Raw genomic sequence first — 14,670 nt, 5'->3', positions numbered from 1 at the left:
CCCGCGCTTGCAAGGCGGGAGTAAAGGGCCTCATGCCCGACGCAGCAGCCGCCTTCTCCGTGAAGGCTCAGGACTCAGACTCGATCCCTCTCGACGGCATGACGCCGCGCGACCGAAGACGTGTATCGAACTGGCTGTTAACCATCTGCGTCATGCTGCTCGGCATGATCGCGCTTGGCGGCGCGACGCGGCTCACGGGCTCCGGTCTGTCCATCATGGACTGGCGTCCTGTCACGGGAATTCTCCCGCCGCTCAGCCATGCCGAGTGGGAAAGACAGTTCGAACTCTACAAGGGCATTCCCCAGTACAAAATCCTGCATGACGGGTTCGGGCTCGCCGGCTTCCAGAAAATCTTCTGGGCCGAGTGGACCCATCGTTTCTGGGGGCGGATGATCGGTCTGTATCTGCTGCTTCGGCTGGTCTGGTTCGCAGCCACAGGCGTCCTGACCCGCGCCCTGATCCTGCGTCTGGCCCTGTTTTTCGTACTCGGCGGCCTGCAAGGCGCCATCGGCTGGTTCATGGTCGCATCGGGCTTTCGCGCGGACAGCACGGCCGTAGAGCCGGTGCGGCTTGTGCTGCATCTGAGCGCAGCGTTCATCCTCTACGTCGCCATCCTGTGGACAGCGCTGTCGATCCGCTTCCCGCGCCCGTCGATCATTCCGGACCGGCAGGCCGGGCGTCGCGCGCGTGCGATCCTTGCCGTGGCCATCGGACTGATCTCGCTTACGATCATAGCTGGCGGATTCACGGCCGGGACGCATGCCGGATTCTCCTACAACACGTTCCCTCTCATGGAGGGGCGGTTGATCCCGGAGGGCTATGGAAAGCTCTCGCCGTTCTGGTTCAACTGGATCGCCAATATCCCGGCGGTGCAATTCGACCATCGACTGCTCGCGACCCTGACGGCGCTATGCGTCGGACTTGTCCTGCTGATCGGGGCTCGCGCCAATCTGGGCGAACGCGCCCACCGGGGCGTCATTCTGCTGGGCTGGGCCGTGCTGGCCCAGTATGCGCTGGGCGTAACTACCCTGCTGCTGGTCGTGCCGGTTCCGGTGGCGACGTTGCACCAGACTTTTGCAGCGGTGCTGCTCAGCGTCGCGGTGTTCACCCTGCACGCACTGCGCGGCGTCGGCCGCGCGTCCTGAGGGCGCGGGCTTCAGACTCGCCTCATGGTCCTGAAACCGCCTGCCCGGACTCGCCGCGCCCGGGCGTAGCGCCAGTTTCGGGATCGAACGGGCCGACCACCGCCTCCACCTTGCCCCCCAAGCCACGGATCACGTCGGCGATGACGTGGTCGTCGCGGATCAGGATGACGTCGGTACTGATGGCCGCCGGAAGGTGCCGGTTGCCCAGGTGCCAGGACACCCGAAGCAAATCATGCGCCGTATCCGCCGTCACCCGAAGCAGGTATTCCGGCAGCGCCGAGACAAGCACTATCCCGCCAGTTTCGAGCTTGAGACCATCGCCGTCCTTGAGGTGGCGGGTATGCTCCAGATCCAGCAACATGCGAGAACCTGAGTCGAGATCGAGCATCATCCGCCGCCGATGACGCCCCTCGTAATCAGCGGTGAAGACATCGATCGCCGTGGCGGCGTCCCAGGAGCCGGCTGGAAGAATCGTCGTGCAGCGCATAGTCAGAACGCAACCTCCACAAGAAGAACAGAACGAGACTTCAAAGCGCCGTCCTGACGGTACGCACTCGTCGTTTCGCGGCGTCCGCAGTTAGACCCGCCAAACAGCGGCGCGCGACCACGCCGCACGGCTTGAACGTAAACGAGGATCCCCTGCCTTCGGCTTCATTCGCCCGGAACGTAGCGAAGCGTTCGCGCAATTCAGGAGACTGGCAAGCCCTCTGTGACAGGATCACGCATCACGAGAGCGCCATATTGCCTCGCCGGGACAGCGGGAACTCCGGTACCAGCACAGTAGCCGCGCCCGAGGCACCGCCGTCATGTTCTGCGCGCCGTTCAGGGCTGCACGACACGGCGTCGCCTCGTGTAACGCTGACCGGAACGGCCAGTCACCGGAGTTCAGGACACGCGTGGCAAGCGGATGACGAACCGGGCCCCAAGTACGCGGCCGTCCGAAGCGACGCGATTATCGGCGTGGATCGTCCCGCGCAGCGCCTGAATGATCTGACGGCTGATCGACAGCCCCAACCCGGAATGCTGGCCGAAATTCTCGGTTTGGGGGCGCTCCGAGTAGAACCGGTCGAAAATCGAGTCGAGTTTTGCCTGCGGGATGCCGGGGCCTTCGTCCGACACGGCGATTTCCACCATCGCGCCAGCTGCGTTCGCCTCGAGAAGAATATGCCCGTCGGGCGGCGAAAAGGAGATGGCGTTTCCGATCAGGTTGCGAAGTACCTGCACCAGCCGATCCTCGACGGCGAGCGCGCGCAGGGGACGCGCCGGATCGTCGTCCACCACGGAGACGTCGATCTCCGGCTGCCCCGGCTTGCGGGTCGATTGATTGATTTCGGCCAGCAACGACAGGAGCGGCGCCACCGCGATCGGAGAAGGCTGGACGCGCGACATCTCGGCGTCGAGCCGACTGGCGTCCGAAATATCGGTGATCAGCCTGTCGAGTCGACGCACGTCGTCGCCGATGATGGTCAGCAGACGGCGGCGGCGCTCCGCATCCTCGACGCGGCCGAGCGTTTCGATCGCCGAGCGGATCGAGGTCAGGGGGTTTTTGATTTCGTGCGACACGTCCGCCGCGAACCGCTCGATCGCGTCCATCCGCGCCCACAGCGCCTGCGCGCTGTCCTGCAGGGCGCGCCCGACGTCTCCAATCTCGTCGCCGCGGTTCAGAAGCCAGCCCGGCACAGCGCCTGCACGACCGGAACTTTCCCGCATCACGTGCGCGGACGCCGCCAGCCGCAACAACGGACGCGCGATGGTCAGGGAGAGATACCAGGACAGCAACACCATGATCGCCATCGCCAACAGGAACAGCGACAGGATCGACGACCGTATCTCGAACAGAGACGTGTCGACCGCCTCGCCCGTGCGGGTAAGCTGGATCACGCCAACGGTCTGCCCCTCATGCATCACCGGCTCTGCGACAGTTACGACCAGCGTGCGGTTGGCGGTGCGTCTGATATAAGGCGGCGTCTCCACCTCGTCATGCGCGCTGTCGGCGCCGGGGCGAGTTCCAGATTTTCCAGCAGCGCGGTCTTCGGTCAGCGGCCCGTCGTCGGCTTCTCCGATCACCGAATTTATCAACCGTTCCAGCAAACTGCGATGCAGGGGCGGCGCGTCCTGCTCGTCAGGCGGCAAGGGCGGACTGCCCGGCGCGCGGTGCGCCAGTTTTTCCTGCCGGCTGTCGGCCACTAGCCGCCCGTCCGGCGCGTAGATACGCGCCTCGGCGCTGGGGCTGGGCTCCGTCAGACGCAACAACAGCGGCCGGACCAGAGATGGTTCGAGCAGATAGGTTTCGCCAAGCGGCGTCGCGCCGTCCTCGTCGCGCCCGCCACGACCGCGGGGACGCGGCGCGTGCGTGACGGCGCTCTCACCGAGCGCTCCAGCGTAGATGCGCGCCTGCTCTCGGAGCGCCTGCACCTCGCCCGTCAGCAGACTGTTACGGAACTCATTCAGGAACAGCAGCGTCAGGCCAAAGACGACCAGCGGCAGCATGTTCGCAAACAGTATTCGCCGCATCAGGGGAGACACGAGGCGACGCTCGGACGCCTCCAGCGCTTCGGCCGCCCGCCGGTCCGATCGTCGGCGCGTTATCGAGCGCGATGAGAATTGTTTACGCAGCAGATTCGTCAGGGCGCGAAGCGGCCCGGTGAAAGAGGACGACCGCGCCGAGGATCGGACCGGCGCGCCCAGTTCGCCCCTCTCCGGACCGGCGCCGTCGCCGCCCGGGCGCGGCGCGTCCATGCCTCAGTCTTCCTTGTAACGGTAGCCGATGCCGTAAAGCGTCTCGATCTGGTTGAAATCCTCGTCTACCTGTCGAAATTTCTTGCGCAGACGCTTGATGTGGCTGTCGATAGTGCGGTCATCGACGTAGATATTGTCGCCATAGGCGGCGTCGATCAGCTGGTCACGGGACTTTACCAGACCCGTCCGGGCGGCCAGCGCCTTGACCAGCAGGAACTCCGTCACCGTGAGAGGTATTTCGGCGCCGCGCCACTGGCAGCGATGACGCAGTTCATCAAGCGTCAGGCTGCCGCGTACGAGCGTGCTGCCTGCGCTCTCCCCGGCGGCCTCAGCGCGGTTGACCTCCTTGCGCCGCAGCAGCGCGCGGATGCGCTCGATCAGCAGACGTTGGGAAAACGGCTTGGTAATATAGTCGTCCGCGCCCAGCCTGAGGCCCATCAGCTGATCGACTTCCTCGTCCTTGGAAGAGAGGAAGATCACCGGCAGATTCGAACGCGCGCGCAGACGCTGCAGGAGCTCCATGCCGTCCATACGCGGCATCTTGATGTCGAGCACGGCGAGATCGACCGGCCGCGCCGCCATTCCCTGCAACGCCTGCTCCCCGTCGGTGTAGGTGCGGACCTGGTATCCTTCCGCCTCCAGAGTCATCTGCACGGAGGCGAGAATGTTCCTGTCGTCGTCCACCAGCGCGATCGTCTGCTTCGTCGTCTCCGTCACGTATCCTCATCTCCCGGCCGCAAACCGCGCGGCCAATCCTCCGCTATTGCGGTTGACCATAGCCGCACGCGGACGCATGGACCATGGGGGGCCTCGTTACTAAGAAGCAACCTTGGAGTGCGCCCGAGAACGCGGCGCGCGACGGTATCGCAATGGAGCGCCGCGAATTCGTCACGTTTTCGGAGCTTCATGCGCCTTGCCGAGCGCGGTGAGGATGCCTAATTCTTGCACCATGACCAACACAGCAGACACCTTCGGGGTCGGCTCTCCGGCCGAGCAGGCGGAATCCGACCGCACAGAACATGATCAGCCCCACGCCGCCGCAGAGACAGGCGATGACGTGATGAACGCCGCCGCCGCCCGCATCAAGGCGCTGGAGGCCGAAGTGGCGGAGGCCCATGACAAGTGGCTCCGCTCCGAGGCTGAAATGCAGAATCTCCGCGCCCGCGCGAAGCGGGAAGTGGACGACGCCCGGCAGTACGCGGTGCAGAAATTCGCCCGCGACGTCGTCGAGGCGGCGGAGAACCTGCGGCGCGGGCTTGCAAGCCTGCCTCCGGCCACGGAAGGCGAAGACGGCATCCTTACCAAGATGCGCGAAGGCATCGAGAGCACGGAGCGGTCCTTCATCTCCATCCTCGAACGCCATGGCGTGGTCGGTCACGACGCCGCTGGCAAGCCGTTCGACGCCAACCTGCATCAGGCGATGGCCGAGCAGCCGAGCGCCGAGCATGAGCCCGGTACGGTGATTCAGGCGTGGACCCCTGCGTGGACGCTCCATGGACGGCTGCTCAAGCCCGCCATGGTCGTCGTCGCGAAAGGCGACGGTGCCGCTCCGGCGACGCCGGAAGCCGGGCAGTAATCACCCACGGTGGAAGCGGCTGGAGGCGTCGTGCGGCGATTTTCGACAGGTTTTCCGTCGGCGTCGCCCTTGCAAGGCCCCTCAACCGATCTTACATCGCAATAGCTTGAACGGTCCGCCGCATTACGGACGGGCCACAGCAATCATAAGGGCGACATCCGGTGCTTCGGGCCGGAGGGCGCCGCTGAGAGGAGATTGAGTTCATGAGCAAAGTTATCGGTATCGACCTCGGCACGACCAATTCCTGCGTCGCGATCCGCGAGGGCAACGAAAACCGGGTTATCGAGAACAGCGAAGGCGCGCGCACGACGCCGTCGATGGTCGCCTTCACCGAAGGCGGGGAAATGCTGGTCGGACAGGCTGCCAAGCGTCAGGCCGTCACCAACCCAACCAACACGCTGTACGCCGTGAAGCGCCTGATCGGCCGTCGTTTCGACGACGCCACCGTCCAGAAGGACAAGGGGCTGGTCCCCTATTCCATCGTCAAGGGCGACAACGGCGACGCATGGGTCGAAGCGCGCGGCAAGGGCTACGCCCCGTCGCAGATCTCCGCCTTCATCCTCGGCAAGATGAAAGAAACCGCCGAAGCGTATCTCGGCGAGAAGGTCACGCAGGCGGTCATCACCGTCCCGGCCTACTTCAACGACGCCCAGCGTCAGGCCACGAAGGACGCAGGCAAGATCGCTGGTCTTGAAGTCCTGCGCATCATCAACGAGCCCACGGCGGCGGCGCTGGCCTACGGCCTTGAGAAGAAGAGCGGCGGCACCGTCGCGGTCTACGACCTTGGCGGCGGCACGTTCGACGTCTCGGTTCTGGAAATCTCCGACGGCGTCATCGAGGTGAAGTCGACCAACGGCGACACGTTCCTCGGCGGCGAAGACTTCGACAACCGGATCATTTCGTTCCTGGCCGACGAATTCAAGCGCGATCAGGGCATTGACCTGCGTTCCGACAAGCTGGCTCTGCAGCGCCTCAAGGAAGCTGCGGAGAAGGCGAAGATCGAGCTGTCTTCCTCCAAGGAGACCGAGATCAACCTGCCGTTCATCACGGCGGACGCGTCCGGTCCGAAGCACCTCGTCGTCAAGCTGAGCCGCGCCAAGCTGGAGAGCCTCGTCGACGATCTGATCGTCCGCACGATGGAGCCCTGCAAGGCGGCCCTGAAGGACGCAGGCGTTTCGGCTTCGCAGATCGACGAAGTGATTCTGGTCGGCGGCATGACCCGCATGCCGAAGGTGATCGAGGCAGTTAAGGAGTTCTTCGGCAAGGACCCGGCCCGCAACGTGAACCCGGACGAAGTCGTCGCCATCGGCGCGGCTGTTCAGGGCGCGGTGCTGAAAGGCGACGTCAAGGACGTCCTGCTGCTCGACGTCACCCCGCTGTCGCTGGGCATCGAGACGCTGGGCGGCGTGTTCACACGTCTGATCGACCGCAACACGACGATCCCGACGAAGAAGAGCCAGACCTTCTCGACGGCTGAAGACAACCAGAACGCCGTGACCATCAAGGTCTTCCAGGGCGAGCGTGAGATGGCGGCCGACAACAAGCTGCTGGGCAACTTCGACCTGCAGGGCATCGCCCCGGCGCCGCGTGGCGTTCCGCAGATCGAGGTGACGTTCGACATCGACGCGAACGGCATCGTGTCCGTCTCGGCCAAGGATAAGGCCACGGGCAAGGAGCAGCAGATCAAGATCCAGGCCTCCGGCGGTCTGTCGGAAGCCGACATCGAGAAGATGGTGAAGGACGCCGAAGCCAACGCCTCGGCCGACAAGGCCAAGCGCGAGCGGGTCGAGGCGCGCAACAACGCCGAAGGCTTGGTCAACCAGGTCGAGAAGTCCCTGTCCGAAGCTGGCGACAAGGTTCCCGCCGCCGACCGCGCCGATGCGGAGAGCGCCGTGGCCGCCGTGAAGTCGGCTCTGGAAGGCTCGGACGACGAGGCCCTGAAGTCCGCTACCGAGCGTCTGACCCAGACCGCCATGAAGATCGGCGAGGCTGTCTACAAGGCGGAGCAGGCTGAAACGCAGGGCGCCCCCGGCGGCGCGGCCCCGCATGCCGACGACAAGGTCGTCGATGCGGACTTTGAGGACGTCAGCGACAAGAAGTCCTGAGCGGGTTCGTCTTGATATCGACCGGGTTTCGACCCGGTCGGCCGCCCCAGCCGACGCTCGCCGACGGCATGGTTCAAGGCGTCCGCTCCGGTCGGGGCGGACGCTTCTTTTTTATCCCATTCAATCCCTCGCCGCCGTATCGAGCCGGAAGAGGGAGGACCCCACGAGGATCCTATGGCCACTAAACTGGATTATTACGCCGTTCTGGAAGTCACCCGAGAGGCGTCCGGGGACGAGCTGAAGAAAGCGTACCGGCGGCTGGCCATGAAATACCACCCGGACCGCAATCCCGGGGACGCATCGGCTGAAAATCGCTTCAAAGAGATCAGTGAAGCCTACGACATCCTGAAAGACGACCAGAAGCGTTCGGCCTACGATCGCTATGGCCACGCCGCGTTCGAAGGCGGCGGGGGCGGATTCGACTTCAATGGCGGCGGCGGGTTCGGCGCAGGCGGCCTTGGCGACATCTTCGAGCAGATGTTCGGCGACATGATGGGCGGCGGACGCCGCGCCAAGCGCGCTGGCGCGGACATCCAGACTCAGGTCGAAATTACGCTCGCCGAAGCGTTCTCTGGCGTGAAAAAGACTGTCACTGTCACCACCCGCGTGGTGTGCGAAGCCTGTGAGGGCACCGGCTCCAAAGACCGCGAAGCAGGCGTCGAAACCTGTCCTAGCTGCCACGGCGCAGGCAAGGTTCGCGCGCAGCAGGGCTTCTTCGTTGTCGAGCGCCCCTGCCCGACCTGCCATGGCGCCGGACGTGTCGTGAAAGACCCCTGCGTTTCCTGCCATGGCGCCGGTACGGTGCAGCGCGCCCGCACGCTTGACGTCGCCATTCCGGCCGGCGTCGAAGACGGCACCCGTATCCGCATGACCGGCGAAGGCGAGTCAGGCGGCAAGGGCGTCGCTCCGGGCGATCTGTATGTTCATATCAGCGTCGCCCAGCACGAACTTTTCCAGCGTGACGGCTCGAATATCTATTGCCGCGTGCCGTTGCGCATGGCGCAGGCGGCGCTTGGCGCGGACATAGAGGTTCCGGTGATCGACGGTGGCCGCGCCAGCGTGAAAATCCCGGCGGGAACGCAGAATGGCGAGCATTTTCGTCTGCGCGGCAAGGGATTTTCGGTGCTCCGCTCCTCGTCGCGCGGCGATATGTATATCCAGGTGTCGGTGGAAACGCCGCAAAACCTCACCAAACGCCAACGTGAACTGCTTGAGGAGTTCGAGACCGAGGCGGGCGAACATACGAAGGGCAGCCCCGAGCATGCAGGTTTCTTCAGTCGCGTGAAGGATTTTTTCGACGGGACGAAGGGCTGAGGCAGATGGGCTGGAGCGCATTGCAGGCGTTCCAGCCCTCATGCAACTGCAATACGCAGTCGAGCTTTCGGGAAAACCAAAAAATAACTTCTGATCACGACCTTCACCAGACAATCAACCGAATCGCGAGAGCATCGCTACAGATTCAGCTTCATCCAGGACAAAGGCCTATCACGGACCGGAGGACGGTCCATCACCCAACCTCTCCCGCGCTTCATGACTGGGCGGAACTCCTGCGACGGGATGCATTTCGGCATGCGCCCGCTCTTCCGGCGTCCCCACCTTCTTGAGCGTCGGTTTGGCCTCGGTCTTGATCGACGGCGTCTCGGTCGCCACGCCGCCAGACGTTTCAGCCGCTTTCGACATCTGGTCCGACAGCGGATTCCTGTCGAGAACCTGCCGCGCGTTCCGGGGGTAGCGGTTCATCAAACCGAGCAGGGTGCCGTTGGTCCACCCAAAGCCGACTTGCATGGGATACTCACCACCGCCCGCTCCCCCAGTAGGACTGATCTCTGGGGCCACGACGTCGTATTTCTCCAAAAGAACGCCGCTTTTTTCATACGTCCCGATTACACGGGCCATCCAGCGGCGGGCGATATCCTCCGCAAGCGCCTCTTCCCCGTATTGATTAAGCCCCTTTACCGCCATCCATTGCAGCGGCGCCCAACCGTTCGGAGCGTCCCATTGCTGGCCGCTGGTGATATCCGTCGCGACGAGGCCGCCAACCTTCAGCAGTTTCGTCCGCAATGTGTGGGCCACGGCGTGAGCCTGCTCGTCAGTCGCCAGATGCAGGAACAACGGCATAGCGGTCGCGGCTGAAAGAACGTCTGTCCGCTTCCCTTGCTTCCAGTCATAGTCGTAGAAAGCTTCGCGCTCCGGATCCCACAGATATTTCCTGAGAGCGGTGACACGCGCCTTGGCGTCAGCGCCATAACGGGTGGCTTTTCCCTGATCGCCCGCAAGTTCGTAGGCGTGGGCCAGCGTCTGCGCGAGATGCGCCACGGTGCAGTTCATCTCGATGGTCACCAGATCCGTGGTGTGGATCGTGGACAGCGTGTGGTGATCGGCGAGCCAGCGGGCAGAGTAATCCCAGCCGGTTTCAGCGCCTGCGCGAAGATCTCGCCACACTTCGTGCGATGGACGAGACGTAGACGCAGCCGTGGCGATGTCTTCGGGGTAACTCTCGTCGCGCGGGGTGTCGAGATCGTCCCACGGCCTCACCATCAACGTGCCGTCGGGAAGGCGAACTGCATGCCGCCAGGCGTGGCCGGGCTCCAAAGTCGAAGCTCCGTCTGTCCAGTAATCGTATTCGCGCTGCAGTTCAGGCAGAAAACGCGTGTAAACGACCTGCCCATCATGGCCGGCCAGCAGATCCAGCATGATGGCGAAGAAAGCCGGCTGCGAGCGGCTGAGATAATAGGTTCGGCTGCCGTTCGGGATGTGGCCGTAACGATCAATCAACGAGGCCAGATCTTCAAGGGTCGAGCGCATCAGATCGATCCGACCGTCCTCGTACAGGCCGATCATCGTGAAGTAGCTGTCCCAGTAATAGATTTCGCTGAAACGCCCTCCGGGCACCACGTATTTCTTCGGCAGCGGCAACTGCGACGACCATGGAATCTGCCGGTCTGGCTCGCGGGTCAGAACGTTCCACATGCCGGAGATATAATCCCGCACGTTTTCGCCCGGCGTACGCTGATAAGCCGCCGAGGTGAACTCCGGCGTCGTGAAATAGGTTGCGACGAAGGTCTTGAGATCGAAACCCGGCTCGTCCCTCTGCTCACGCCAGGCTTTCAAAATCTCTGAAGGCGGATGGTTTGGATAAGCGTCGGCGGCGGCCTTGGCGTCAGTGAAAATCCGGGCCTGACCGATCGCGGCGAACAGCCCGTCCAGCGCGATGGACGGCGGACGCAAATCCTGCTGCGCATCGACATGCGTCGTCGATTGCGGCGCGGGGATGATTGTCGGATGTATCAGCAGGACTTCGTCATCTTGCGTGGAAGGCGGCTGGTTTTGACTTGAGGGAGCTCCGCGAGACGAAAGGTGCGGATACGCGGAGGCGGGACCGTCCCCGGTTGCGCTGTCTTTCTCACGGGTTTGCTCCATGGGCGGCTCAATCTCGGGGGCAGTGAATGTTGTCGGGTTATTTCCCGGCGTCAGCCTGCCGGAAGCATCGTTACCATTTGACGAACGGGGCGTTCCGTCCGGAGCGACCTGTGTTTGAGAAAAGTCTGTGGACGGCGTGGCGGATACGTCGGCGCGAGAGGCATTCCGGGCGTCGCTAGGGTCGTCTGTCGGCGCGGCGTTCGCGTATACCGATCCCAAGGTGGCGTCCAGCGCAAAAACGCCCCCGGCCAGCAGGCACGCCTGCAGGGTTGCGCGTAGCGCAATGCGGGCGGGGGATACGCATGTTTGTGAGGGAACTGAACGTCCGAAGAGTCTGACTGTCAAAAGGACTCCTTATTCCGCCAGCCCGAACAAGAACCGAATCTTGCATGGCGAGATCTCGCCGCTCATATGCATGTTACGAAACAATGAGTCGATGATCGTAGAGTTGCATCCAGCGAGCGCTGAAAGCCGGCGCCGGGTTCGCTTGCGCATACAGGGGGCGCTTTCCGCGACAGGTCTTCCGAGATCGGCGAAAGCGGCTATGATTTGCATTCGCCCCCCAGCCTCGGACGTCCGACGTGACGGATCGCGGCGTCGGTCAGCAGTTCGGGAGTCTCGCCTATGTCATCCGCATCTTCAAGCCCGAACCCGGATAGCGGTCGCTCCGTGAACCGAACCGACCCTCTCGGCGCGCTGGCCACGACCGACCGTCTGTTTTTCGAGCGGGCAGGCGCCAGACTGGATCGTTCAGCCGCAGAAACGCTCACGGCGAGCGCGCTGGAAGGCATGGACGACGGGGAACTCTTCCTCGAATACCGCGAGAGCGAGGGCGTATCGCTCGAAGATGGCGTCATCCGCACCGCATCCTTCAACACCAGCGCCGGTTTCGGGCTGCGCAGCGTGCTGGGCGAAGAATCCGGTTTCGCGCATTCCGATGAAATCAGTGAAGAGTCGCTGCTGCGCGCGGGCGAGACGGTCCGCGCGGTGCGTGCAGGCCGCTCCGGCGTCCGCGCCGATCCCCCGCGCGCCACCAACACGCGCCTGTACAGCGACCTTAACCCGCTGCACGACACCGATTTCAGCGTGCGCGCCGGAGTTCTGAGCGAGATCGACGCTTATGCGCGCGGCAAGGACTCCCGGGTCGTGCAGGTCATGGCGTCTCTCAGCGCCGAGTGGCAGGCGGTGCAGATCATCCGCGCCGACGGACAGCGCGTGGCCGACCTGCGGCCTCTGGTTCGGTTGAACGTCTCCGTGGTTGTGGAGAAGGACGGACGACGCGAGAGCGGCTCCCACGGGCAGGGCGGCCGCTTCGACATCACGCGGGTGCTCACGCCCAATGTCTGGCGCGACGCGGTGGACGAAGCGCTGCGGATGGCGCTGGTCAATCTCGACGCGCGTCCGGCGCCGGCCGGTGAAATGGAGATCGTGCTCGGTTCCGGCTGGCCGGGCATTCTTCTGCACGAAGCCGTCGGTCACGGCCTTGAGGGCGACTTCAACCGCAAGGGCACCTCTATGTTCGCCGGACTGGTCGGCAAGCGCGTCGCAAGCCCAGGCGTCACGGTGATCGACGACGGCACGCTGCCTGATCGTCGCGGCAGCCTGACCGTTGATGACGAAGGCACGCCGTCCGGGCGCACCGTCATGATCGAGGACGGCATCCTGACCGGCTTCATTCAAGACCGCATGAACGCGCGTCTGATGGGCGTCGCGCCGACCGGCAACGGACGGAGGCAGTCATACGCCTACTCCCCGATGCCGCGCATGACCAACACGTTGATGTTGGGCGGCGACGCGACGACCGAAGACATGATCCGCTCGGTCAAGCGCGGGCTCTACGCCGTCAATTTCGGCGGTGGGCAGGTGGACATCACCTCGGGCAAGTTCGTGTTCGCCACATCCGAGGCCTATCTGATCGAGGACGGCAAGGTGACGGCCCCAGTCCGTGGCGCGACGCTGATCGGCAACGGCGCGGACGCCATGACCAAAGTGTCGATGATCGGCTCCGATGTCGCGCTCGATCCCGGGATCGGCACATGCGGCAAGTCCGGGCAGGGCGTGCCTGTCGGCGTCGGACAACCGACGTTGAAGATGACGGGGCTTACCGTCGGCGGCACCGTCGGCTGACAGGCCGGCCGTCTTTTCGGTTTCCTTTCTCCTGCAAACTTTCCACCTAGACGGGATGGCGTTGCTTCGCCGTCCCGCGTCTCGGCAATTTCTCCGCAGCCGGAGCCACGTTATCCATGATCCATTCGCTCTCTTTTGCGCCGGATATCGCGGCTGACAAACGGTCATGAGAGCGACGTTCAGACCAGATCGATCCTCGCCCGGCCCTATAGCAGTCGGGCTCTCACGGTTACTCGGGGTTATCGCTATTCCAGCGACAATCCTGTTGCCGATCCTGCTGTTTCGCACCCGCGCCCTGTCGGATGCGGTAGTCTCCGTCGTCACCGTTCTTTTCGTACTGCGAAGCGCAGCTTTGCGCGACTGGTCATGGCTGCGGGCTCGCTGGCTGCAATTCGGGCTGGCGCTCTGGGGCGTGATCGTCGTGTCGTCGGTTCTGGCAGGGCCTGCGTCCTCAGCGATTCAGGGCGTCCTGAGCGTCCGGTTCTTTCTGTTCGCCGCAGCAGCTTCCTTCTGGACTCTGGCCGGGCGCAGGGCGCGCGGCGCTGCGGCAGGCGTCTGCGCGGCGCTGGCCGGCTGGACCGTGCTGGAATGCTGGCAGCAGTACCTGACCGGGTACAATGCCCTTGGCTACGGCCGCTGGGGCGACGGAGCCCTGACCGGGCCGTTTCTGAAGCCGCGCGCGGGCAACGCCCTGCTGATGGTGATGTTTCCCGGCGCGATGCCGGTGATGTTGCGGCTTCTGGCTCGTGATACATGGCGATCAAGGTTGGTCGGCCTCACCGGGCTATTGCTGCTCATCGCCACCATGATCCTGATCGGACAGCGCATGGCGAATCTGCTGATGGTGGCCGGGCTGCTGCTGACAGCGTTGCTCGTACGTCGCATGCGTCTGCCCGTGATCGCCGCCCTCGGTCTCGGCGGCGTCGTGCTGGCGGCGCTGCCGGTGATCTCCCCACCGACCTATAGTAAGCTGGTCATAAAATTCGCCGATCAGATCAGTCACTTCACAGCCAGCCCCTATGGTCAGATCTATACGCGCGCGGCCGTGATGGTCGCCGAGCACCCCATGCTGGGCGTCGGGTTCGACGGGTTCCGGTTTCATTGCCTTGACCCGCAGTATTTCCATGGCCTGCCGCAGTTCGACATTCCCTTCGTCGGACCTGCGGAAAACGGCTGCAACATCCATCCGCATAATTACTATCTGCAGGTCGCGACTGCGGCAGGGCTTCCGGGGCTGGCGTTGCTCGTGGCGATGATCCTGTGCTGGCTGCGCCTGATCGCACGTCCGTTCCTGCCTTCACGCGGCGCAGAGCGCATGTCCAGAATCACGCCCGCCGCCGCCCCGACGCCAGAGAACGCAATGCTGTTCGTGGCCTGCGTCGTGACGATCTGGCCGATCGCGAGCACCAGCGCCCTGTTTTCGCTGCCTTCGGGTGGGTGGGTGTTCCTGATCGCTGGGTGGGCGATGGCGGCGACGCGTGGCGAGACGCCGGAGCGGGCGTCGGGGAGAATTTAACGGGAGAGCTTCGGGATGCCGCGATGCAGATCGTCTGAAATT

10 protein-coding genes are annotated in these 14,670 nt (G+C 63.9%); 6 read left to right on the top strand and 4 right to left on the bottom strand.

Annotation, left to right across the window (positions count from 1 at the left end):
* Window positions 1-98: 98 nt before the first annotated feature.
* Window positions 99-1,145, top strand: coding sequence for a COX15/CtaA family protein (locus tag G442_RS0110255; RefSeq protein WP_035376500.1), 1,047 nt, complete (start codon window positions 99-101; stop codon window positions 1,143-1,145).
* Window positions 1,146-1,167: 22 nt separating this feature from the next.
* Here the strand turns inward: G442_RS0110255 and G442_RS0110250 are convergent, their stop codons facing one another.
* From G442_RS0110250 to G442_RS0110240, 3 genes are all read right to left on the bottom strand, one after another.
* Window positions 1,168-1,632: an urease accessory protein UreE gene (locus G442_RS0110250; RefSeq protein ID WP_026397926.1), complete on the bottom strand. Its 465-nt coding sequence runs from the start codon at window positions 1,630-1,632 to the stop codon at window positions 1,168-1,170.
* 398 nt (window positions 1,633-2,030) lie between these two features.
* A complete protein-coding gene (locus tag G442_RS0110245; protein ID WP_035376499.1) occupies window positions 2,031-3,659 on the bottom strand; it encodes a stimulus-sensing domain-containing protein in 1,629 nt (542 codons plus the stop codon).
* A gap of 228 nt (window positions 3,660-3,887) precedes the next feature.
* Window positions 3,888-4,601, bottom strand: coding sequence for a response regulator transcription factor (locus tag G442_RS0110240; RefSeq protein WP_026397924.1), 714 nt, complete (start codon window positions 4,599-4,601; stop codon window positions 3,888-3,890).
* Window positions 4,602-4,833: 232 nt separating this feature from the next.
* On the opposite strand from G442_RS0110240, the gene G442_RS21795 reads away from it, so the two are divergent.
* From G442_RS21795 to dnaJ, 3 genes are all read left to right on the top strand, one after another.
* Complete coding sequence (locus tag G442_RS21795) at window positions 4,834-5,460, top strand: nucleotide exchange factor GrpE (RefSeq protein WP_051292189.1); 627 nt, start codon at window positions 4,834-4,836, stop codon at window positions 5,458-5,460.
* A 203-nt stretch (window positions 5,461-5,663) separates the two neighbouring features.
* Complete coding sequence (gene dnaK, locus G442_RS0110230) at window positions 5,664-7,565, top strand: molecular chaperone DnaK (protein ID WP_026397923.1); 1,902 nt, start codon at window positions 5,664-5,666, stop codon at window positions 7,563-7,565.
* Between the two features lie 174 nt (window positions 7,566-7,739).
* Window positions 7,740-8,879, top strand: coding sequence for a molecular chaperone DnaJ (gene dnaJ, locus G442_RS0110225; RefSeq protein ID WP_026397922.1), 1,140 nt, complete (start codon window positions 7,740-7,742; stop codon window positions 8,877-8,879).
* A gap of 171 nt (window positions 8,880-9,050) precedes the next feature.
* Here dnaJ and treF read toward each other — a convergent pair whose 3' ends face one another.
* On the bottom strand, window positions 9,051-10,985 hold the full coding sequence (gene treF, locus G442_RS21790) for an alpha,alpha-trehalase TreF (RefSeq protein ID WP_084440503.1): 1,935 nt from the start codon (window positions 10,983-10,985) through the stop codon (window positions 9,051-9,053).
* Between the two features lie 624 nt (window positions 10,986-11,609).
* On the opposite strand from treF, the gene tldD reads away from it, so the two are divergent.
* Together tldD and G442_RS0110205 are read left to right on the top strand one after the other, a co-directional pair.
* Entirely contained in the window at window positions 11,610-13,112 is a 1,503-nt protein-coding gene (gene tldD / locus G442_RS0110210; protein WP_035376463.1) for a metalloprotease TldD, read from the top strand.
* 166 nt (window positions 13,113-13,278) lie between these two features.
* A complete protein-coding gene (locus G442_RS0110205; RefSeq protein WP_084440502.1) occupies window positions 13,279-14,628 on the top strand; it encodes an O-antigen ligase family protein in 1,350 nt (449 codons plus the stop codon).
* Window positions 14,629-14,670: the final 42 nt, after the last annotated feature.

The sequence above is a fragment of the Acetobacter nitrogenifigens DSM 23921 = NBRC 105050 genome (genome assembly GCF_000429165.1).
Taxonomy (GTDB): Bacteria; Pseudomonadota; Alphaproteobacteria; order Acetobacterales; family Acetobacteraceae; genus Acetobacter; species Acetobacter nitrogenifigens.
Note: the sequence above shows the minus strand (reverse complement) of the source record. Positions and strands in the feature narration are given on the sequence as shown.

What these genes read in the sequence shown, in the direction of transcription:
- treF (WP_084440503.1), bottom strand. Translation starts at nt 10,985, where the DNA reads ATGGAGCAAACCCGTGAGAAAGACAGCGCAACCGGGGACGGTCCCGCC.
- G442_RS0110205 (WP_084440502.1), top strand. Translation starts at nt 13,279, where the DNA reads ATGAGAGCGACGTTCAGACCAGATCGATCCTCGCCCGGCCCTATAGCA.
- G442_RS0110250 (WP_026397926.1), bottom strand. Translation starts at nt 1,632, where the DNA reads ATGCGCTGCACGACGATTCTTCCAGCCGGCTCCTGGGACGCCGCCACG.
- dnaJ (WP_026397922.1), top strand. Translation starts at nt 7,740, where the DNA reads ATGGCCACTAAACTGGATTATTACGCCGTTCTGGAAGTCACCCGAGAG.
- G442_RS0110255 (WP_035376500.1), top strand. Translation starts at nt 99, where the DNA reads ATGACGCCGCGCGACCGAAGACGTGTATCGAACTGGCTGTTAACCATC.
- G442_RS0110245 (WP_035376499.1), bottom strand. Translation starts at nt 3,659, where the DNA reads ATGCGGCGAATACTGTTTGCGAACATGCTGCCGCTGGTCGTCTTTGGC.
- tldD (WP_035376463.1), top strand. Translation starts at nt 11,610, where the DNA reads ATGTCATCCGCATCTTCAAGCCCGAACCCGGATAGCGGTCGCTCCGTG.
- dnaK (WP_026397923.1), top strand. Translation starts at nt 5,664, where the DNA reads ATGAGCAAAGTTATCGGTATCGACCTCGGCACGACCAATTCCTGCGTC.
- G442_RS21795 (WP_051292189.1), top strand. Translation starts at nt 4,834, where the DNA reads ATGACCAACACAGCAGACACCTTCGGGGTCGGCTCTCCGGCCGAGCAG.